We start from the raw sequence: 20,187 nt of genomic DNA on the forward strand, positions 1-20,187 counted from the left end.
CGCGGGTGGTGGTGAGCGGGGCCGCAGGGCCGCACGGAACGGGCGGTCGGGGCGCGGGGGCGGGAGCCATCGCATCGAGGAGCGCCGCTCACCTATGGAAGCAATCACATGTAAGCACGACCGTGAAAGCATTGTCCAACGCGATCCGGTGATTGACGCATGCTGTAGGGTGTGACCACGTCGACCATCGGAGCCAGGACTCATCCATGCCGCAGCCGCCCCAGCCCTCCGCCCAGGTGACAGCCGCCGAGATCTCCCGCATCGCGGGCGTCACGCGCGCCACCGTCAGCAACTGGCGACGCCGGCACGACGACTTCCCCGCGCCCTCGGGCGGCACGGACAGCAGCCCGCTGTACGACCTGGAGGAGGTCCGCGCCTGGCTCGCCTCGCGCGGACAGCACACGGCGGCCACGCCCAGCGGGGAGCTGCGCACCACCCTGCGCCTGCGCGAGCGGGCCGGCGCCGGCGCGTCCGACCTGCTCCTGCTGGTCCTGGCGGCGGCCCGCCGCCCCGCCGCCGGCCTCACCGGTCTGCTCGCGCTGCCTGACGCCGACCTGGTGAGGCAGGCGAGCGACGCGGCGGCCGGGGCCTCGGACGTGGTGCCGGACACGGAACCCGTCCGGTTCACCGACGCCGACACCACGGTCCTGCGCGCCCTGCTGCTCTGCGTCCGCGACGAGGGGGCGCAGACGGCGCTGGGCGTCCTGGCGGAGCGGGAGCTGGAGGACAGCGCCGCCGGCGGCACCTACCGCACCCCGGCACCGCTCGCCGACCTGCTGGCCCGCCTGCTCCCGGACTCCCCGGCCCGCGTCCTCGACCCCGCCTGCGGCAGCGGCACCTTGCTGACGGCAGCGGCAGCGCGCGGCGCGCGCGAGCTGTACGGGCAGGACAGCCTCCCCGTCCAGGCACGGCGCACCGCGGTCGCCCTGACCCTGACGGCCGGGGAGGGCGCGGACGTCACCGTGCGCACGGGTGACAGCCTGCGCGCCGACGCCTTCCCCGACCTCACCGTCGACGCCGTGCTGTGCAATCCGCCCTACGGTGACCGGGACTGGGGCCACGACGAGCTGGCCTACGACTCGCGCTGGGCGTACGGTTTCCCGTCCCGCGCCGAGTCCGAACTGGCCTGGGTCCAGCACGCGTTGTCCCACCTCGAACCGGGCGGCCACGCCGTGCTGCTCCTCCCGCCGGCCACGGCGTCCCGCTCCTCCGGCCGCCGCGTCCGCGCCGAGCTGATCCGCAGCGGCGCGCTGCGGGTGGTGGCGGCCCTGCCGCCGGGGGCGGCGATCCCGCTCCACATCGGCCTGCAGGTGTGGGTGCTGCAACGCCCGGAGCCGACCCGGCCCGCGTACCAGACGGTGCTCTTCGTCGACACGGTGGGCGAGCCGTCGGCGCCGGGGCGCGGCGCTACCCGTTCGGGTTCGGTGGACTGGGTACGGGTGACGGAGCAGATCGTCTCCGCGTGGACGGCGTACGCCGAGGACCCGGACGGGTTCGAGGCGCGGGCCGGTGTGGCGCGGGCGGTGAGCGTGGTCGACCTGCTCGACGAGGTGGTCGACGTGACCCCGGCCCGGCAGGTGCGTGCCTCGCAGGCGGACGTCGACCCGCGGGAACTGGCCCGCGAGGCCGCGGCGGCCCGCGAGGGGCTGGCGGCGGCGGCGCGGACGGTGGCCGAACTGGCCGGCACCGCGTCGTGGGACGCGGCGGGGGCCTCGGCCCGCGAGTGGCGCACGGCCACGGTGGCGGACCTGGCCCGGGGCGGGGCGCTGAAGGTGCTGCGCGCGGTTCCGGTCTCGCCGCGGGCGGCGGCCGCCGGGGCGGAGGACACGGAGGCGGGCGCCGACGGCGGGGAACGCCTGCCTGTTCTGACGGGCGGCGACATCGCCGGCGGGACCGGGCCGACGGGGCAGGTCCTGGACGTGCGGGCCGAGCAGATGCCGGAGATCACCGAGGGCGACGTCCTGGTCCGCAACCTGGTCGGCGGCACCGGCCCCGTGGCCCGGGTCGCGGGCGAGGCGGAGGCCGGCGCCCTGCTGGGGGCGGGCGTCCACCTGTTCCGGCCGGACCCGGCGCGGCTGGACCCCTGGTTCCTCTTCGGCTTCCTCGGCGCCGAGGCCAACCTGGCCGGTGCCTCGACCGGCAGCTCGGCGCTCCACCTCAGTCCGGGGCGGCTGCGCGTACCGCTGCTGCCGCTGGAGGAGCAGCGGCGTTACGGGGAGGCGTTCCGGCACGTGCACGCGCTCCGGGCGGAGGCGCGGCGGGCGGCCCTGCTGGCGGAGGAGACGGCGCGGCTGCTGGCGGGCGGGCTCACGGGCGGCCAGTTGCTGCCGCGCGGGACGTGACGTCACGCGCACCGCGCACGCCCTCCCCCGTTCTTCGCCCATAGGGGCCGGTATCTCCGTTCCGTAACCCTCGTCCCCGAACCCGACCTCATCCACTACCGTGTCTCCTGGCGCGCATCGCGGCTGATCGGACGCCCGCCAGGACCGAATGCCGAGGACACACGTGCAGATCACGCCCCTGAACCCCGAGGACCCGCCCTCGATGGGTGACTTCGAGCTCCTCGGCCGGATCGGCCAGGGCGGCATGGGCCAGGTCTTCCTGGGCGAGTCCCTGGGCGGTGAGCCCGCCGCGGTGAAGGTGATCAAACCGTCGGTCGTGGACTCCGAGTCCCGGCAGCGGTTCGCGCAGGAGATCGAGGTGCTCAAGACCATCTGGGGCCCGCGCATCGCGGCGTTCCTGGGAGCCGACGCGGAGGCGGAGCAGCCGTGGCTGGCCACCGAGTACGTGGACGGCCCGGACCTCGCGCGGCACGTCAAGACGCACGGACCGCTGCCGTCCGTCCTCACCGCGGCCCTCGGCGCGGTCCTCGCGGAGGCGCTGTCGGCCGTGCACGCCCAGGGCCTGCTGCACCGCGACCTCAAGCCGGCCAACGTCCTGATGGGACCGAACGGCCCGAAGATCATCGACTTCGGCCTGGCCGCGTTCACCGAGTCGTCCGTCTCCCTCACCGCCCCCCATCAGGTCGTCGGCACCCCGATCTGCATGGCCCCGGAGCAGGCCGCGGGCGTGAAGCCGCTGACGGCGGCGGTGGACGTGTACGCGCTGGGGGCCCTGCTGCTCTTCGCCGTGACGGGGCACTATCCGCATGAGGCGGCCACCCCGTACATGGTGTTCCACCTGGTCACGGACCCCGGTACGGCACCGGACCTGTCCGGCGTGCCGGACGAGCTGGAGCCGCTGCTGACCGGCATGCTCGCCCACGGCGCCGCCGACCGGCCGTCGCTGACCGAGGTGGTGCAGCGGTGCCGCTCGGTGATCGAGGCCCAGGGCATGAAGATCGCCCAGGCACGTCGCAGGCTCACCGCGCACACGGCGGGGCAGCGGCACAAGGAGTCACCCTCCGACGGCATCCCCACCGTCGCCTGGCCCGCCCCCGCGAACGACACCCCGGCCACGGAGATCCGTCCGGCCGAGCCGGAGACACCGGCCCCGGCCGATGCCCCGCCGGTCTCCCCCGCCACCTTGGTCGAGACCGGCCCCGGTGGCCCCGCCGTCCCTCCGGCCCACGCCGACTCCCCCGGCCCCGCCGGCCCTCGGGTCCCCGGCTCCCCCGGCGTCGTACCCGCCGGGCCGCGGGACCGTCCCGACGGGTCCCGGCGCGAACGACCGGCGCCGGACCGCCGCCCGCCCGCGGATCCCCAGCATCCGAAGGCGGCGACGCACTCGCTGCGCCACTCCGTACAGGCCCGCAGGACGGCGGAGCGGCTGCGTACCGCGTACGCGGCGAAGGCCCCGTTCTGACACCGGCGGCCGGTCGGCCGGGACGGGCCCCATGCCCGCTCCCCCGGCCCCGCGTCCCGCCGCTCCGGCCGTGCCCCACCACCGGCCGTCCGCCCCACCCCACGTCCACCCCATCGACACGATCGCCCAGGAGGCCCCGCGTGACCGCCGACTTGAGCACCGCTCCCGCGACGAGCGGTGAGGACGCCCAGTACCCGCCGGGCGCCCAGATCCTCGTACGGGACGAGGTGTGGCTGGTGCGCAACGCCACGCGGACCGAGCACGACGGGGCCAGGATCGAGGCGGTGGGCGCGTCGGACTTCGTGCGCGACCAGGAGGCGGTGTTCTTCGACAAGCTCGACCGGATCGAGCTGCTCGACCCGAGGCGGACCCGCCTGGTGCGGGACGACTCGCCGAACTTCCGCCGCTCGCGCCTGTTCCTGGAGGCGGTGCTGCGCAAGACGCCGCTGCCGCAGGCCGAGCGCGGGCTGGCGCTCGCGGACTCCTTCCTCCTGGACGCCCTCCCCTACCAGCAGCGCCCCGCGCAGCTCGCCCTGTCGGGCCGCAACCTGCGCCCGCGCCTGCTCATCGCGGACGTGGTCGGCCTCGGCAAGACCCTGGAGATCGGCCTCACCCTCGCCGAGCTGATCCGCCGCGGCCGGGGCGAGCGCATCCTCGTCGTCACCCCGCAGCACGTCCTGGAGCAGTTCCAGCACGAGCTGTGGACGCGGTTCGCGATCCCGCTGGTGCGGTTGGACTCGGTGGGCATCGAGCGGATCCAGCGGGAGATCCCGGCGGGCCGCAACCCGTTCACGTACTTCAAGCGGGTCATCGTCTCCATCGACACGCTGAAGAACACCGACCAGTACAAGCATCACCTGGAGCGCATCAACTGGGACGCGGTCGTCATCGACGAGTCGCACAACCTCATCAACAAGGGCTCCCTGCGCAACCAGCTCGCCCGCACCCTCGCCCCGCACACGGACGCCCTGCTGCTGGCCTCGGCGACCCCGCACAACGGCGACGCCCGCTCCTTCGCCGAGCTGATCTCGCTGCTCGACCCGGCCGCGATCCGCGACCCGGAGCACTACCGCGCCGACGACATCAAGCACCTGTTCATCCGGCGTACGAAGGTCAGCCCCGAGGTGCGGGAGCAGATGAAGGGCCAGTGGGCGGACCGGGGCCCGTCGCGTTCGGTCCGGGTGACGGCGACTCCGGCCGAGGAGAAGGTCTTCGAGGAGCTGGCGGCGGTGTGGCTGCCGTCCGACGGGTCGAAGTCGGTCAGCGACGTGCCGCTGTTCCCGTACACGCTGCTGAAGTCCTTCCTCTCCTCGCATACGGCGCTGAAGGCCACGGTCAGCACGCGCATCAAGACGCTGGAGAAGAAGGACGACCCGGAGGCGACGGCCGCCGAGCGCGCGGCGCTGCACCGGCTCCTTGAGCTGGCGTCGGGCATGGCGGAGGCGGACTCGGGCAAGTTCGGCGCGCTGGTGGAGCAGTTGCGGGAGATCGGGGTCGGGCCGAAGTCGGACACCCGGGTCGTGGTGTTCTCCGAGCGGGTGCAGACGCTGGAGTGGCTGGCGCGGACCGTGCCGGCGGCCCTCGGCTTCAAGGGGAAGGCCGCCGAGCAGGCGGCCCGGGTCATGCACGGCGGCCTGTCCGACGAGCAGCAGATGCAGTGCGTGGAGGACTTCGGCCTCGCGGACACGCCCGTACGCATCCTGTTCACGGGCGACGTCGCCTCCGAGGGCGTCAACCTGCACCGCCAGTGCCACCAGCTCGTCCACTACGACGTGCCCTGGTCGCTGATCCGCATCGAGCAGCGCAACGGCCGCATCGACCGCTACGGGCAGCCGCACCAGCCGCAGTTCCGGGCGCTGGTCCTCACCAGCTCGGTGGACGGCGCCAAGGACGACACGCTCGTCTCCGAGCGCCTGCTGGAGCGGGAGGCCGAGGCGCACCGGTCGCTGGGCACGGCGGAGGCGGTGTCCGGCCTGTACCGGGCGGAGGCCGAGGAGAAGTCCCTCATCCAGGATCTGCTGCGGGGCCGGGGCGTGGACGAGTCCCTGGACGCCGACCGGAGTTCCGGCGACGGTGGTGACGAGGACGGCATGGACGACTTCCTCGCCGACTTCTTCGGCGCGGTGGGCGACGAGCCGGAGGACGACGCCGCCGGCACGGGTGACGGCGACGGCGACGGGGCGGTGCCCCGGGCGGACGTGCCCCGGCTGTTCGGCTCCGCCCGTGAGTTCCTCGACGAGGCGCTGCGCGAGGTCTACCCGGACGCCCACGACCGCCTCGACCTGTCCGCCGACCCCGAGACCGGCCTGCTCTCCTTCGTCCCGCCCTCCGACCTGGTCCACCGCCTCAAGGCGCTGCCCCCGGAGTACGTCCGTGAGCAGGGCCTGCGCGACCGGCTGAAGGTCACCTTCAACCGGCGGCTCGCCGACAGCAGCCTCGTGCGCGCCCGCGCCTCGGCGACGTCCAGCTGGCCCGACATCTCCCTGCTGACCGACCTGCACCCGGTCATGGAGTGGCTCACGGACAAGGTCCTGGTCCGCCTGGACCGCCAGGAGGCGCCGGTGCTGACCGCCGACGTGCCCCGGCCCACGTATCTCGTGCAGGGCATCTACTCGAACGCCCTCGGCCGCCCGACCGTCGTGAAGTGGATGGCGGTCACCGCGGACGGCGAGGTCGACGACGACATGGTGGCGGTGCTGCGCCGCGCCCAGGTCGGTCCGACGATGGCGAACCCGGACCTCGCCCACGACACGGCCGGTCTCGCCGAGGCGATCCCCAGCGTCCTGGACACGGCGGAGGCGTTTCTGGAGCAGCACCGTGAGGCGTGGGACGAGCCGCTGCGGGCGCCCATCGAGGAGTACAAGTCCCGGTTGGGCGCGTGGGAGCAGCCGACGCTGACGGCGGGCGGCGGTTCCGCGCCCACCGCCACGCGCGACCGGCTCGCCTCGCTCGCGGACTCCCTCCTCACCACCGGCCGCCCGATGCTCCGCGTCCTCGCCGTCCTCGCCCCGGCCCACGCCGCCGCCTGACCGACCCACCCAGAGGTATCTCACGATGACGTTCGACTCCCTGGTCAACCGCGGCGACTACTTCTCCGCGCACTACCTCGCCGAGGTCCTGCCCAAGGACCTGAAGTCCGGTCTGCTCGCCGAGTGGAAGCAGCGCGAGGAGGACGCCGCCGGCGCCGAGCGGCCCGAGGGTGCGCTTCCGGTCACCCCGCGCGCGGGCCTGCGGGCGCTGCGGCGCACGTACTTCGCAGCTCGGTCCTACTTCACGATGGACGAGGAGCAGGCGGCGACCGGTGACGACGCCGTGACGTACGACGCCCCCGAGTGGCGCGATCGCGTGCGTGTGCTGAACGCGGAGGTGCTGCGCGCTCTCGGCTTCGACGCCAAGCCGGGCACGCTCACCGTCGTGCGCGCGGACCAGTCGTACGAGGTGACGGTCGCGCACGCGGAGAAGGATCTCGTCGCGCTGGACTGCGGCTGGTCGGCGGAGCCCGATGACGCGCTGGACCCGGACGGGGCGGGGCGGCTGTTGAGTGAGCTGCGCCTGGACGGTCAGCACACGGTCGTCACGGGTTCCAAGCTTGCGTCGTTCCTGTTCGCGTGTGAGGACGCGCCGCGTTATGTGCTGCTGCTGGTCGGCGGTGTGGTGGTGCTCGCGGACCGGGCGGCGTGGGGTGAGGGCCGGTACCTCGCGGTGTCGCTGGATGCGTCCCTGGAGCGCAACGACACCAAGGCGGGCGGCGAACTCGACACGGTGGCCGCGCTGTTCGGCGCGGACTCGCTGCGCACGCCGGAGGAGGGCGGGGAGAACCCGCTCGCCACACTGGTGGACAAGTCGACGAAGCACGCGGTGGGCGTCAGCAGTGAACTGCGGGACGGGCTGCGGCTGAGCGTCGAGCTGATCGCGAACGAGGTCCTCGACCGGCTGCGGGAGGGCGGTGTCCGTCCGGAGGAGGTCAAGGAACTCCCGGAGCTGGGGCGGCAGTTGACGCGTGAGTCGCTGCGGTACCTGTACCGGATCCTGTTCCTGCTGTACGCGGAGGCCCGGCCTGAGCTGGGCATCCTGCCGTCGGACTACCCCGAGTACCAGATGGGGTACGGGCTCGGCCGACTGGGCGAGTTGATCGCCGAGCGGGATCTCGTCGACGAGAAGTCCCGCAAGGGGTTCTACCTGTACGAGTCGCTGGACCTGCTGTTCGGCAAGGTGCAGGAGGGCTACCGGCCGCGCCGTACGCACGGGGTGGTCGACGCGAAGGCGTCCGAGGACGTGGGGCTGCGGTTCGAGCCGCTGCACTCCAAGCTGTTCGAGCCGGAGGCGATCCGGCTGATCGGCGCGCGTGCGGTTCCCGACCCGCGTGTCGAGGGTGAGGCCGAGGGCGAGGGCGGGGAGCGGTTCATCGACACCCGGCTGCGCAACGAGACGCTGTACCGGGTGCTGCGGTTGCTGATGCTCACGCGCGGCAAGAAGCGGGAGCGTGGTGGCTTCATCTCGTATGCCCAGCTCGGCATCAACCAGCTCGGGGCCGTGTACGAGGGGCTGATGTCGTACTCGGGCTTCGTCGCGGGCGAGGAGCTGTACGAGGTCGCCAAGAACGGTGATCCGAAGGACGGTTCGTGGCTGGTTCCGGCGACGAAGGCCGACGAGTACCCCGACGAGGTGTTCGTCCGGCAGAAGGACGAGGACACGGGCGAGGAGCGGCGGGTCCGGTATGCGCCGGGGGCGTTCGTGTACCGGCTGTCGGGGCGGGACCGGCAGACGTCGGCTTCCTACTACACGCCGGAGTCGCTGACTCGGGTGACGGTCCAGCTTGCTTTGCAGCACCGGTTGGACCAGGACGACACGGTGACCGAGGCGCGCGAGCTGCTGGAGTGGAAGATCTGCGAGCCGGCGCTCGGCTCGGGTGCGTTCCTCAATGAGGCGATCAATCAGGTCGCGGCGGAGTATCTGCGTCGGCGGCAGGACGAGTTGGGCGTCGCGATCGACACGGAGAAGTACGCGGTCGAGCTGCAGAAGGCCAAGGCGTACATCGCGCTGCACAACTCCTACGGCGTCGACCTCAACAACACGGCGGTGGAGCTGGCGGAGGTGTCGCTGTGGCTCAACACGATGCATCCGGGGATGGAGGCGCCGTGGTTCGGGCTGCACCTGCGGCGCGGCAACTCGCTGATCGGCGGGCGTCGGGAGATCTACTCCGCTGAGCGTCTGAAAAAGGGCGGCTGGCTGGGGACGACGCCGGAACGCTTCCCGCTGTCGGAGGCGCTGGCGGGGGCCCCGCTGCCTGAAGGGGCTGTGCATCACTTCCTGCTTCCGGCGAAGGAGTGGGGCGCGGTCGCGGCCGAGAAGGAGGCGAAGACGCTGGCGCCGGCCGAGGCGAAGGCGCTGGGTGCCTGGCGGAAGGCGATCACCAAGTCGCCCAATGCCACGCAGACGAAGCGGCTTCAGGGGTTGGCGCGGCGCGCAGAGTACCTGTGGGGGCTGGTCGTGCGCCGACTGGAGATCTCCGAGCGGGAGATCTCGCGGCGGGTGGACGTGTGGGGCGCGGAGGACGGCTGGCTGCGGTCGCCCGAGGTCGCGGTGCCAAGGGAGAAGGTCAAGGCGGACCTGGAGGCGGTGGATACGCCGTACTGGCGGCTGAAGACGCTGATGGACGCGTGGTGTGCGCTGTGGTTCTGGCCTGTGCAGCAAGCTGCGCTGCTCGATGGGTCGCATGAGGCGTACGTGCGGGGGGCGGAGGTTGCTTCGCAGTCGGCGGGGTGGACCGTGTCGGCGGCCCCGGTCCCGGCCCAGTCGGGTGCGCCCGCGCGGGAGACGTACGAGTCGGAGGACCTGTTCGGTGACGTTCAGGTCGTCGAGGTCAAGTCGAAGACCGCGCGGGGTGGTAGTCGCAAGGAGCAGATTCGCGGTGAGCGGCGGGCTGTGATTCCGCTGGCCTCGCTGGATGACTGGCTGGACTTCGCCGAGTCGTTGTTGGGGACGCAGGATGTGGCTGCGGATTCGTTGGTGGCTCAGTTCGAGACGTTGGATGAACTGGAGCGGTACGAGGACGAGTTGCCCGAGTGGATGGGCATGGAGCGGTTCTTCGCGCTGGAGTCGCGGTATCCGTGGGCGGGGGTTGCTCGGGATGTGGCTGATCGGCAGGGGTTCTTTCACTGGGAGTTGGAGTACGCAGCTGTTTTCGCGGAGCAAGGGGGGTTTGATCTGCAGGTGGGAAATCCGCCGTGGGTGCGCCCGAACTGGAACGAGGCTGCCGTTTTGGCCGAACTGGAACCGTGGTTCCAACTCTCCGAGAAGCCGAGCGCTGCGGAATGGGTTGCGCGTAAGACTGAACTCCTTGACTCCCAGAAAAACACCGCCTTCATTCTTGATGACTTGGCCGCTATCTCCGCCACAGCAACACTGCTCACCGCTCCACCGATGTACGCACTGCTGAACAGAACCCGTCCAGACCTTTATCGCGCATTCATGATTCAGGCCTGGCGTCACACAAGCCCCGCCGGAATGGCCGGACTAATCCATCCAGACACACACTTCAGCGGCGTAAAGGAAGGACAACTACGCGCTGCAGCGTACAGACACCTCCGAATCCATGCCCATTTCATCAACTCCATCAGAATCTTCAAGGAAATTAAGGACAGTCGACAATTTAGCATCAATATTTACGGTCCGGCGAGATCGGTATCCTTCACCCATTTGAGTTGGCTTTTCTCGCCCGACACCCTAGTATCCTCACTTGGCCACGGCGGCCGTGGCCCACTGCCTGGGATTAAGCACAATGGCAAATGGGATCTTCGCCCCCACCGCTCCCGCTTGGTCGAAGTTGACGCAGCCCGCCTCGCCGAGTGGAACCGGCTCTCCGGCGACGGCAAGATCCCGAGCAGCCAAGCCCCACTGCTATATCCGGTCACGACTGACGAACAGGATGCAATCTCCACACTCTCCGACGTCATCGACCGTATCGTCGAGCAGAACCCTCGCATCTCTGTTGGAATGTTCGAAAATCTCGCAACAAAAAAACTCGGTCTATACCGCTGGTCCACCACTGAACCGACCAAACCGACAGAGCTAATCCTCCAGGGCGGCCACATCGGAATCGCCAACCCGTTCTTCAAGGACCCTGACGGAATCAATCGGCAAAGCCAGAACTGGCCCGCGTTCAACCCGGAAGAGATGCCAGCATCTCTTATTCCTCACACCAACTACGTACGCGCCTGTTCCGAAGAACAATACCGCGATGCGCAAGACCTATGGGACCCAGTAGCGGACCGCCGCTACACGGACTACTTCCGTCTGGCATGGCGAAGCATGATCCCGGCCGATACCGAACGGAGCCTGTTTGCCGCACTAATTCCGCCGGGTCCAGCACATGTCGACACCGTCCGGTCCATGGCGTTGACGAACAATCGCCTCACCGCTCTCAACGCGGGCTTCTGGGCGGCGCTGCCGTTGGACTACTTGCTTCGAATCACAGGGCGTTCACACCTCGTGGTTACCGAGGCGCACAAAATGCCAGCCGCCGTACAAAACCACCCCCTCGCTCCAGCACTTCTCCTCCGCACTCTCCGCCTAAATGCCCTCACAATCCACTACTCGCCTATCTGGGAAGAACTCTTCGACCTCTGTTGGGCTGGCTATGAGGACTGGGCTAATCCCGCTTGGCCAAACCTAAAACCGCTCGCCGCCGAGCTCACCGCCACCTGGCAATATGACACACCGCTCCGTTCCGAGTATGAGCGCCGTGCCGCACTCGTAGAACTAGACGCGCTCGTCTCCGTCTGGCTCGGCATAACCGCCGACCAGCTTGTCGCGATCTACACGTCGCGTTACCCGATTATGTCCGACTATGAGTCCGATACCTATTTCGATGCCAACGGCCGCAAAATTGCGGGCAACCACAATACTTACGGTTTCGGCCAGACCAAGCAGGACTACATCGACCTCTTGGCCCACCTGGAGAACCCGGGCACCACCCCGCCCCCGGCCGGCTACACCGCCCCCTTCTACAAGGCGGACCGCGAGGCCGAGATGCGTGCCGCCCACGCGCACTTCCAGGCTCGCCTCGACAAGGAGATCGCCGCCGGTCGCTGGACTCCGCCGGCGAACCGTGAGGCCTAAGTACCGTTCCTCATGACGACGGCCGGTGCTTCCCCTCGGGGGAGCACCGGCCGTCGTAGCAGCCGTACAAGCTCACATCGTTTCAAGCAACGCCGACCACGCCGCCGGGCCGATCTTCAGCACAGGCCCGCACTCCAGCACCTGCTTCGAGTCACGTACATGGACGGCGATGCCGTCGATGGCAACCTCGACGCACTCCCCGCCTTCCTCACTGCTGTAGCTGCTCTTAAACCAGCGCAGGCGGATATCCGCTCCCGGCGCTTCCTTGTAGATGCTCACAGTTCTCCCAACAACTTCTCGACGTACGCCAGCGATTCGCGCGGCGTCAGGGCCTGGGCACGCAGGGTTCCGTACTTGGCTTCCAGCGCCCGTACCGACTCCCGATCACTGTGCACCCGGCTGACGCTCTGCACCTCCACGTACGCGATCCTGCGCTCTCCCTTCGTCTCGATCAAGGTGAACGGACCTGCCATCCCTGCGTTCTCGTCACGGTTCAGCGGCATGACCTGCACCTCGACGTGCCGCATGTGGCTCACGAGCAACATCTGCTCCAACTGCCCCCGCAGCACGTCACGTCCGCCGATGGGACGGCGCAGCACGGACTCATCGATGACGAAGCTCATCAGTGGATGTGGCGTGCGGTGGAAGATCTCCTGGCGTGCCAGCCTCGCGGCGACCCTCTCGTTGACGATCCCCTCATCCAGCGGGGGTCGCAGTACCCTGAACACGGCCCGTGCGTATTCCTCCGTCTGCAACAAGCCCGGAACGGCCTGGTTGGCATACACGTGCAGCTCAACCGCCTCCGCCTCCAACTTCGCCGCATCCCGGAAGAACGCGGGATACCGCGCCCGAGCCACCTCCTCCTTCATCACCGCCAACAGCCCGCCGGCCTCCAGCACCGCGTCCGCCCGCTCGATGAACTCCGGCTTCGGAATCCGCCGCCCCAACTCCACCGACGTGACCATGTCCTCGCCGTAGCTGAGCTTGGCACCCAGCTCCGCCCTCGTCAGCCCCCTGCTCGTCCTCAGCAACCTCAGCATCTGCCCAAAGCACCGCAGGATGCCCGTCTCGCTCTCACCGTGAGTCGTAGTCACCGGCGACCTCACCTCACCCACCCGCACAGTGGCGCCGCCCGCCGCAGGCACCACACCCGTCCGTCACTCACAGTTCACAGTAGAGATACGCACCGCATCTTTCGCGCCACTTGGCCCCGCTTCCCCCATACCGGGTACGCACGCCCACCCTCGTCCCGTACAGAACGTGCCTGTACAACGGCGATGGCTTCAGAGCGGTCCGTACCCCCAACCTCTCCCCAGCCCACCCACTGCCCCGGCTCCCGTCGGAGATCAGGCCCGCGACCCCGAACCGCAGCATCCACGACCGGCGCGGGCAGGACCACCCCGACCCGTCGGCCCACGTGAAGAGCCCACGCGGCCGCAACTCCCGCCCCCATACAGCGGATTGCTACCCTCCGCGTCGGGGACGTCGTTTACCCGCAGACGGGGGCGGGGAGGAGCCGGATGCCGTTCATGCTCAGGGGGAAAGGGTGCGGGGATGCTGACCGAGTCGCTCATAGCGCTGGCCGCTGCCGGAGGGACCGCCGTCGTACAGGCCGCCGGGACGGAGGCGTGGGAGGGCGTCCGGGGCGGCGTGGTCCGGTTGTTCCGGGGCCGTCCTGACGGTGAGGTCGAGGTGGAGCCCGACCTGGAGCGGACGGCGCTGCTCCGCGCGTCGGACGACGCGGAGGAAAGCAGCCGTCAGGCGAGTCTGTGGGAAGCGCGTTTCACCTCCCTGCTCGACGACGCGGACCAGCAGGTACGGCAGCGGGCGGAGGCGGAGCTGAGGCGGCTGGTCTCCTTGGTTCCGGGAGTGGCGGATCGGTATCCGGCGCTGCACGTCCACGGCAACACGTATGACAAGTCCCCCCAGCAGTACGGCAACCACAACCACATGCAGATCCACTACGGCTCCGACACGTGAAGCGTGACGCCGCGCGCCCGGCAGGGAACACGTACCGCAACAGCCCCCAGCAGATCGGGGACCGGAACATTCAGGTCAACACCTGGCACCTGCCCCGTGAGGGCGGCATCCAGGTGGTGGGACGGATGCCCGACGTCGGCCGGTGGGTCGACCGGGAGGACGAGGTCCGGCAGGTACTGGCCCGGCTGAACCCGCGCCGCGGCACCCCGGGCCCGGTGGTCGTCCACGGCCCGGCGGGTGTGGGCAAGACCCTCCTGGCCCGGGCGGTGGCGCAGGAGGCGAGACGTGCCGGGCGGCGCTGGTTCAGCGGCGAGCTGTTCGTCGACGTGGACAACCGGCCCGGCGACCCGGGGACGGCCGGCGACGCGATGGGCCGGGCGCTGCGCATGCTGGCCGTGGCGCTGGACATGCCCCTGACTCTGCCCCGGCCGGGGACGCCCGACGAGCAGCGGGAGCTGTTCGGCCGGTACCTGCTCGCCCATGCCGAGGCGCACGGCAAGCCGATACTGATCGTCGTGGACGGCGCGACCGCGGCCGAACAGGTCACCCCGTTCGTGCCGCCCGCCGGGACCGGCCGGCTCCTGGTCACCAGCCGCCGGCAGTTGGCGTCGCTGCTGGACGAGCACGCGGCGTTCCACGCGCTGGACCGGCTCGCGCCCTCCGACGCCGTGGCCCTCCTGGACGCCGTCGTCGGGCACGCACTCCGCAGGGACCGGCGGGTCGCCGAGGACCCCGACAGCGCGCGGGCGGTGGCCGAGCTCTGCGACGGCCTGCCGTTCGCCCTCATGCGGGCGGCCCACCAGCTCGTCACCTGGCCGGGCATGTCCGTCGGCAAGCTCCGCGACAGACTCACCGACTCCGCGAGGAGACTCGCCGAACTGGACACCGGGGACCGGAGCGTACGCTCCACGCTCGACGTGTCGTACCAGATGCTCTCGTCCCACGCCCGGGGACTGCTGCCGCTTCTGGCCCTCCACCCCGGGCCCGACATCGGCGTCCACGCCGCCGCCGCCCTCGCGGGGGTCTCACCGCTCGTGGCCGCCAGGCGGCTGAGGGAACTGTACGAGCTGCGCTTCGTCGAACGGAACGCCGGCTACGACGGGTACCGCTTCGAGTCCCTGGTGCTGCTGTACGCCCGGGAGCGCTGTCAGGAGGTCGCCGGCGAGGAGCGGGAGGCCGCGTTCGTCCGGCTCATGGACCATTACGTGGTGACGGCCGGACATGCCACCGGGTGGCTGCCCGGTGCCGCCCACCGCCTCCGGACCCCGGCCCACGGGAATCCGTGGGAGGAACGGGCGCCGCACTCCGCGGCCCGCGCCCTGGCGGGCATGCGCGGCACCGGGTCCGCGCTCGCCTGGCTGGACGCGGAGCGGCCTAACCTGGTGGCCGCGGTGGTCCGCGCCCAGGAGCACCGGCACACTCGGGCACACGCCGTGTCCCTGACCCTCAGCCTGACGCCCTTCTTCGACCTGCGCAAACACTGGGACGACTGGGTGCTCACCCATGAAGCGGCGGCCCGCTCGGCGCGACACCTCGACCTCCGGGAAGAACAGAGCCACCTGCTGCTGGAGACCGGCCGGGCGTACCACCAGCAGGGGCTGCTGCACGATGCGTTGGCCCGCTACCGGGCATCGATGGACGTCGGAACCTTCTCCAACGGCCACCCGGACGCGGCGCTCCCCCTCATGTACCGGGCGCTGAGTGAGCTCGACGATCCCTCGCCGCCCGGGGACGAGGTCGTCGCCGCCCTGGAGAGCGTGCTCGGGGCGTGCGGGCGGCGCCCCGTCCTGGCCGCCCTGGAGTCCGCGGGCGGGATCGCCGCGGTCCTCAACCACCTCGGCGTCATCGAGGCCCGTCGCGGAGACGACCGTCGGGCCCTCGCCCATCACGAGCAGGCCGTCGACCGCAGCAGAGGGAGCGGGGACGGACGCGACGAGGGCCGGTCGCTCCTGCACCTGGGCAACGTCCAACTGCGGACCGGCGATCAGCCGTCCGCCCGGAACTCCTACCAGCGGGCGTTCCACGCCTTTCCGGAGGAGGACCGGTTCGGCCGGGGGCAGGCCGCGTACAACCTGGGGCTCGCCTGGGCGGCGTCGGGTGACGTCCGCGAGACGCGTGACTGGCTGGAGACCGCGATCCGGCACTTCTCCGAGGTCTCCCCGGCTGCGACACGGCACGAGGCGCGGACACTGGAGCAGCAGGCACGCGAGGCCCACCGGGGCATCCGGCGTCTCTTCTTCCGTCGCGCCTCCCTGCGGCGCATCCCGGTGAAGCCGCTCAGCCCGCTCGCCGTCCTGCCACCGGTGGGCGCACTCCTTCTGCCCGATATGTCCCCGGACGCCCCCGACGGTTCCGACCCGGCGGCCTTCGCGGACCGGTTCCCGGACGCCTACGCGGCCTCACACGGCCTGCGTGAACCGTCCCTCCCGGACGACACCGAGCTCACGGCCCTCCCTCCGGGCACCGCGACGGACGCGGCAGAGCCCCCCGCCTCTCCCCTCCCCCTCGACGGGGCAGAGGAGCGCCCCTCCCCGAATGCCCCACATGGCTATGTCATCGGCGGATCACGCGACCACCACACGGGCCCCGGCGGCCACGGCTCGTCCAGCACCGCCCATGAGGACAGCTCCTCCTCAAGCGGGTCCAGCGGCTACGACTCCTCGTACGCGTCGTCGTATGCATCCTCGTCCGGCGGGGGTCACAGTTCCTCGGACGGCGCCGGCTCGGCTTCCGGCAGCGGAGGGAGCGGCGAGTCCGACTACGGTGACGACGACCTCGACGAGGACCTGTGACTCCGAATCCCGGCCCGCGCCGGCATGGCCCTCGCCCTCGCCCACCCGACAGCGGCGCGACAGGAACTCGAACGCCTCAAGGCACTCGCGCGACGCTGTGGCGCGGAGAGCCCTGAGAAGCGAGCGGCGACGGCCGTGCGCTTCCCCGGGCGCCGCGCGGGGTAGCGGGCGAGGAGACTGACTGCTTCGGCAGCCCCTGCTTCCTGGTGGGCCGGCCGCCCACCGTGCCCGTCCTCAATCGGCCTCCCGCACTTTCGCGGCGGTCCGCTCGGCGAGCTCGCGGACGCCCTTGGCGGCGTTGCCCGAGAGTTCGCCGAGTACGGCGTCGGCGGCGGTGAGGAGGGCACGGGCCTCCTCGGGGCGGCCCGCGTCGGCCAGGGCGAGGGTGAGCCGGTAGTGCTCCTCGGCGATGTAGCGGCCGAGGTTGACCCGCTGCCAGTGGCGCAGTGAGTCGTCGCCCGGGGTGGCCAGGGCGTCGCGCACGGCGGCCAGGCTGTCAGCCGCCTGCGGCAGCCGGCCCGCCTCCCGCTCCAGACGGGCGAGGGTGTGCCGGGCCGAGGCCCGGTCCCACGCCGTCTCCTGAAGAGCGGCGTACAGGCGTTGGGCGCGCAGCGCCTGGGGAAGGTCGCCGAGTTCCTCGAAGTCCCGGGCGAGCCCGCTCAGCGGAGCCGTGGCCAGGGCGCGGGGCGCCTCGGGGCGGCTGAGTCTGCTCTGGTCCATGAAGATGCTGTCGAGTTCGCGGATCAGCGCCACCCGCGCGAGGTCCGTCATCCCCTGGTCCCGCGCCAGGTCGGTCCAGGTGGAGACCGGCTCGTCCGACGGGTCGGTTCCGAACATCGACTCGTCGAGCTCCCGCGCCCACTGTCGCAACTCGTCCGCGCTCGCACCCGGTTCCGGCATGCCGCCCAGGCCGCACGCCGTGTCGAAGTCCGTCTCCCGTACGTCGAGCAGCAGCGGCAGATCCCCGGTGTCTCCGTGGAGCCCGACCAGCACGGCCGCGAGCCGCAGTTCGTCCGTCATCGAGGACCGTGTCTCGTGCCGCAGCAGGTGCCGCAGCAGCTCCAGATCGCCCTGGGCGCGGTCGAACTGCGCGGCCCGCAGGGTGATCCGGCGCCGGACCGGGTCCTCGGCGACCTCACGCCATGCCGTGGGGTCCCCCTCCCGCAGGCGGGCGAGATCGGCGCGGCCCGCCGCGAGCACTGTCTCCCACAGCGGGGGACCGTCCGGGCCCAACCGGTCGTAGGCGCACCCCTCATCCGCGTTGAGCAGGACGAAGTCGGGCTCGGTGCGCAGCAGGGCGGCACGCAGTCTGCCCACCAGTTCGACCGGGGAGCGTTCGGGGAAGCCCAGTGCCGCACGGAGTTCGGACCGCTCCTCGTCGATTCCGTAGTACTCACGGATCTCGTCCTCGGTCTCCGCGACGCACGCCAGGATCTTCTCCTCGCCGTCGTCCGGTGACAGACGCGTGTAGCCGCGCCAGCCGGGCAGGCCGATCACGAGCTCCAGGGCCTCGTCGACACTGGAGCCGATGATCCCCGCGGCGCCCTCCGAGTCGGCGTAGAGCACCGAGCCGTCCGCGCACGCGAAGTACGTGCCGCCGGTGTCGTCCCCGGCCACCGTCTCCAGCGGTCCGCCCGAGGCGAGGCGGACCTCCTCGACGTGGCCGTGGGCGGCGCGGTCGAGGTCGAAGTCGAAGGGGAAGGCGGCCAGTTCGGCCAGGCGGCGCTCCTGCCGCAGCAGCCATAGCGCGTGATCGGTCATGTCACGGAAAGTAACACCTTCCACTGACCGCAGCCTCTGGAGGAGGCCACGGGGTCACCGTCCTGTCCCCGGCGGCACCGACCGTCCTCCACCGAACCGGCGCGTGGGGCGGGTTGCGGAAGTGCCGGCCGCCGCCGCACAACGATGTCCGATTGCCGCCAGCACGATCCTGTCGCGGTGCGCAGGCTGGTGCTATGACGATGCCATCCACCACGGAGTCAGCGACGGTTCTCACCGGCATGTACGCGGCTGAGGCGGAGTACCTGGCGGCGGGAGGCCCCGGCGAGGCCTCGTTCGATCTGCTCGCGCCCTTCTTCGCGCAGGACGTCGAACTGCACCAGGCAGATGCCTTGCCCTACGGAGGCACGTGGCGCGGGCACGACGGCTTGGCGCGGTTCTTCCTCAGGATGGGAGAGGTGTGGGAGTCGTTCGACATGGTGGAGCAGGAGTTCCTGGCCACCGGTGAGACCGCGGTCGTGCTCACCCAGGTCCGTGCCCGCGCTCGCGCGACCGGCCGTGAACTCGGCTTCCCCATCCTGCAGACGATCACGGTCAAGGACGGGCGGATCACCGAGGTCCGTCCGTTCTACTGGGACACACGGGCCATTGCCGACGCCTGCGCCCCGCCGACGTGACCACGTCCTCGCCGTGGAGAGGACCGCGACGCGTTACGCGGACTCAGCACAAGCTCCGCTGGAACACGCCGCTGAACAACGTCTTCGTCGAAACCGATCGACCGGGACGCACCGTGGAGGGAATCATGAGCGAGTGACGACGCCCGGAGCGGCAGCCGGCAGACATCAGGAGGCGCCATGACCACCAGGAAGCAGACGGGCACATGCCGAGGCTGTCACCAGGAGCGCGTACTCACGGAAGACGGCACGGTCGTGCACCACGAGCTCGCCCCCCTCGGAGCCTGCGACGGCTCCGATCACCACCCTCTCGGTCCCGACCCCCTCGGCTGCGCCTGGGCCGCGAAGTACCGCGTGGATGGACGTGACCACTCACGCATCCCCTACTACGCAGATGAGGGCACCTACGCCCTACGCGGAACCCTCTCCGAGGCACACGCCGAGGCCGAGCCCCACATCCGCGCTCGCCTCGCCGAGTTGAACAACACCACACCCGACAGGATTCACAGCCTGCGCTTCAGCATCCGTCCAGTCGCCCGCCAAGAGGGGCTGGAAGACCCCTACGGCGTGTACACCAAGGCGGTTCCCGAGTACACGATCCGCAAGGGTTCCCGCGGCGACCACGGCATTGCGGCCCACTACTTCTGAACCGCGCTGGACCGTCGCGGCTCACGTCTACGGCACGGGTCCGGGCTGCCCGTGCTCACGCCGTGAAGGGCTACGTCGAACGGGCGATGAGTTTCTGGGACAGTCCGGCGGCGTCCTCGGCGAGGCACCGGAGGGTCACGCGGGCGACCGCCCGGATGCCTCTGAAACCGTGACTCGGCCGAGGTTGCCGCCGAAGCCCTCCGCCTCGCGGCCCGGCCGTCTCCTCGGCTGTGATCACTTCCGGAATCCGTTGAGGACGAGGACGGCACCGCGATAGCCACCGATCGACCGCGCGCCCGGCGGTGTTGCGTTTCCCGTACCTGTCTTCGTCGATCACCGCCGCTGATCCCGCCACAGGCCACGACGCCCGCTGCCGGCCGACCGGGGACGGCCGCAGCGGTTCCCGCCCGGCATCCGCCGGGTCACCCCGCCGCCCCACCCGTGGCGAA

At 70.7% G+C, this 20,187-nt stretch carries 11 protein-coding genes; 8 read left to right on the top strand and 3 right to left on the bottom strand.

Translation table 11 applies throughout. The features are described 5' to 3' along the window. Positions 1-206: 206 nt before the first annotated feature. From ACZ7G3_RS22455 to ACZ7G3_RS22470, 4 genes are all read left to right on the top strand, one after another. Positions 207-2,342 carry an N-6 DNA methylase gene (locus tag ACZ7G3_RS22455; protein WP_470927834.1) on the top strand — a complete coding sequence of 712 codons (2,136 nt, stop codon included), beginning with the start codon at positions 207-209 and terminating at the stop codon, positions 2,340-2,342. 163 nt (positions 2,343-2,505) lie between these two features. After that, entirely contained in the window at positions 2,506-3,804 is a 1,299-nt protein-coding gene (locus ACZ7G3_RS22460) for a serine/threonine-protein kinase (protein ID WP_470927836.1), read from the top strand. Positions 3,805-3,944: 140 nt separating this feature from the next. Continuing rightward, positions 3,945-6,833, top strand: coding sequence for an SNF2-related protein (locus tag ACZ7G3_RS22465; protein ID WP_470927838.1), 2,889 nt, complete (start codon positions 3,945-3,947; stop codon positions 6,831-6,833). Between the two features lie 25 nt (positions 6,834-6,858). After that, the gene (locus ACZ7G3_RS22470) at positions 6,859-11,925 is read left to right on the top strand and encodes a class I SAM-dependent DNA methyltransferase (protein ID WP_470927840.1); all 5,067 of its coding nucleotides are present in this window, start codon (positions 6,859-6,861) and stop codon (positions 11,923-11,925) included. Positions 11,926-11,997: 72 nt separating this feature from the next. On the opposite strand, the gene ACZ7G3_RS22475 is transcribed toward ACZ7G3_RS22470, so the two are convergent. Together ACZ7G3_RS22475 and ACZ7G3_RS22480 are read right to left on the bottom strand one after the other, a co-directional pair. Then, positions 11,998-12,204: a DUF397 domain-containing protein gene (locus tag ACZ7G3_RS22475; protein ID WP_470927842.1), complete on the bottom strand. Its 207-nt coding sequence runs from the start codon at positions 12,202-12,204 to the stop codon at positions 11,998-12,000. Beyond that, positions 12,201-13,019: a helix-turn-helix domain-containing protein gene (locus ACZ7G3_RS22480; RefSeq protein WP_470927844.1), complete on the bottom strand. Its 819-nt coding sequence runs from the start codon at positions 13,017-13,019 to the stop codon at positions 12,201-12,203. The genes ACZ7G3_RS22475 and ACZ7G3_RS22480 overlap by 4 nt, the downstream gene beginning before the upstream one ends. A 460-nt stretch (positions 13,020-13,479) precedes the next feature. Between ACZ7G3_RS22480 and ACZ7G3_RS22485 the strand changes: the two genes are divergently transcribed. Both ACZ7G3_RS22485 and ACZ7G3_RS22490 read left to right on the top strand, forming a co-directional pair. Further along, on the top strand, positions 13,480-13,905 hold the full coding sequence (locus ACZ7G3_RS22485) for a hypothetical protein (protein WP_470927846.1): 426 nt from the start codon (positions 13,480-13,482) through the stop codon (positions 13,903-13,905). After that, on the top strand, positions 13,902-16,697 hold the full coding sequence (locus ACZ7G3_RS22490; RefSeq protein ID WP_470927847.1) for a tetratricopeptide repeat protein: 2,796 nt from the start codon (positions 13,902-13,904) through the stop codon (positions 16,695-16,697). The genes ACZ7G3_RS22485 and ACZ7G3_RS22490 overlap by 4 nt, the downstream gene beginning before the upstream one ends. 234 nt (positions 16,698-16,931) lie before the next feature. Here the strand turns inward: ACZ7G3_RS22490 and ACZ7G3_RS22495 are convergent, their stop codons facing one another. After that, entirely contained in the window at positions 16,932-18,458 is a 1,527-nt protein-coding gene (locus ACZ7G3_RS22495; protein ID WP_470927848.1) for a hypothetical protein, read from the bottom strand. 194 nt (positions 18,459-18,652) lie between these two features. Here ACZ7G3_RS22495 and ACZ7G3_RS22500 point away from each other — a divergent pair, with 194 nt between their 5' ends. Continuing rightward, positions 18,653-19,093 (top strand): nuclear transport factor 2 family protein, encoded by a 441-nt coding sequence (locus ACZ7G3_RS22500; protein ID WP_470927850.1) that lies wholly within the window; start codon positions 18,653-18,655, stop codon positions 19,091-19,093. A gap of 177 nt (positions 19,094-19,270) precedes the next feature. After that, entirely contained in the window at positions 19,271-19,738 is a 468-nt protein-coding gene (locus ACZ7G3_RS22505) for a hypothetical protein (protein WP_470927852.1), read from the top strand. Positions 19,739-20,187 lie beyond the last annotated feature (449 nt).

The organism is Streptomyces sp. NPDC037271 (assembly GCF_055603605.1).

Coding starts and splice junctions, on each gene's coding strand:
- ACZ7G3_RS22455 (WP_470927834.1), top strand. CDS start 207: ATGCCGCAGCCGCCCCAGCCCTCCGCCCAGGTGACAGCCGCCGAGATC.
- ACZ7G3_RS22470 (WP_470927840.1), top strand. CDS start 6,859: ATGACGTTCGACTCCCTGGTCAACCGCGGCGACTACTTCTCCGCGCAC.
- ACZ7G3_RS22485 (WP_470927846.1), top strand. CDS start 13,480: ATGCTGACCGAGTCGCTCATAGCGCTGGCCGCTGCCGGAGGGACCGCC.
- ACZ7G3_RS22495 (WP_470927848.1), bottom strand. CDS start 18,458: ATGACCGATCACGCGCTATGGCTGCTGCGGCAGGAGCGCCGCCTGGCC.
- ACZ7G3_RS22500 (WP_470927850.1), top strand. CDS start 18,653: ATGACGATGCCATCCACCACGGAGTCAGCGACGGTTCTCACCGGCATG.
- ACZ7G3_RS22505 (WP_470927852.1), top strand. CDS start 19,271: ATGACCACCAGGAAGCAGACGGGCACATGCCGAGGCTGTCACCAGGAG.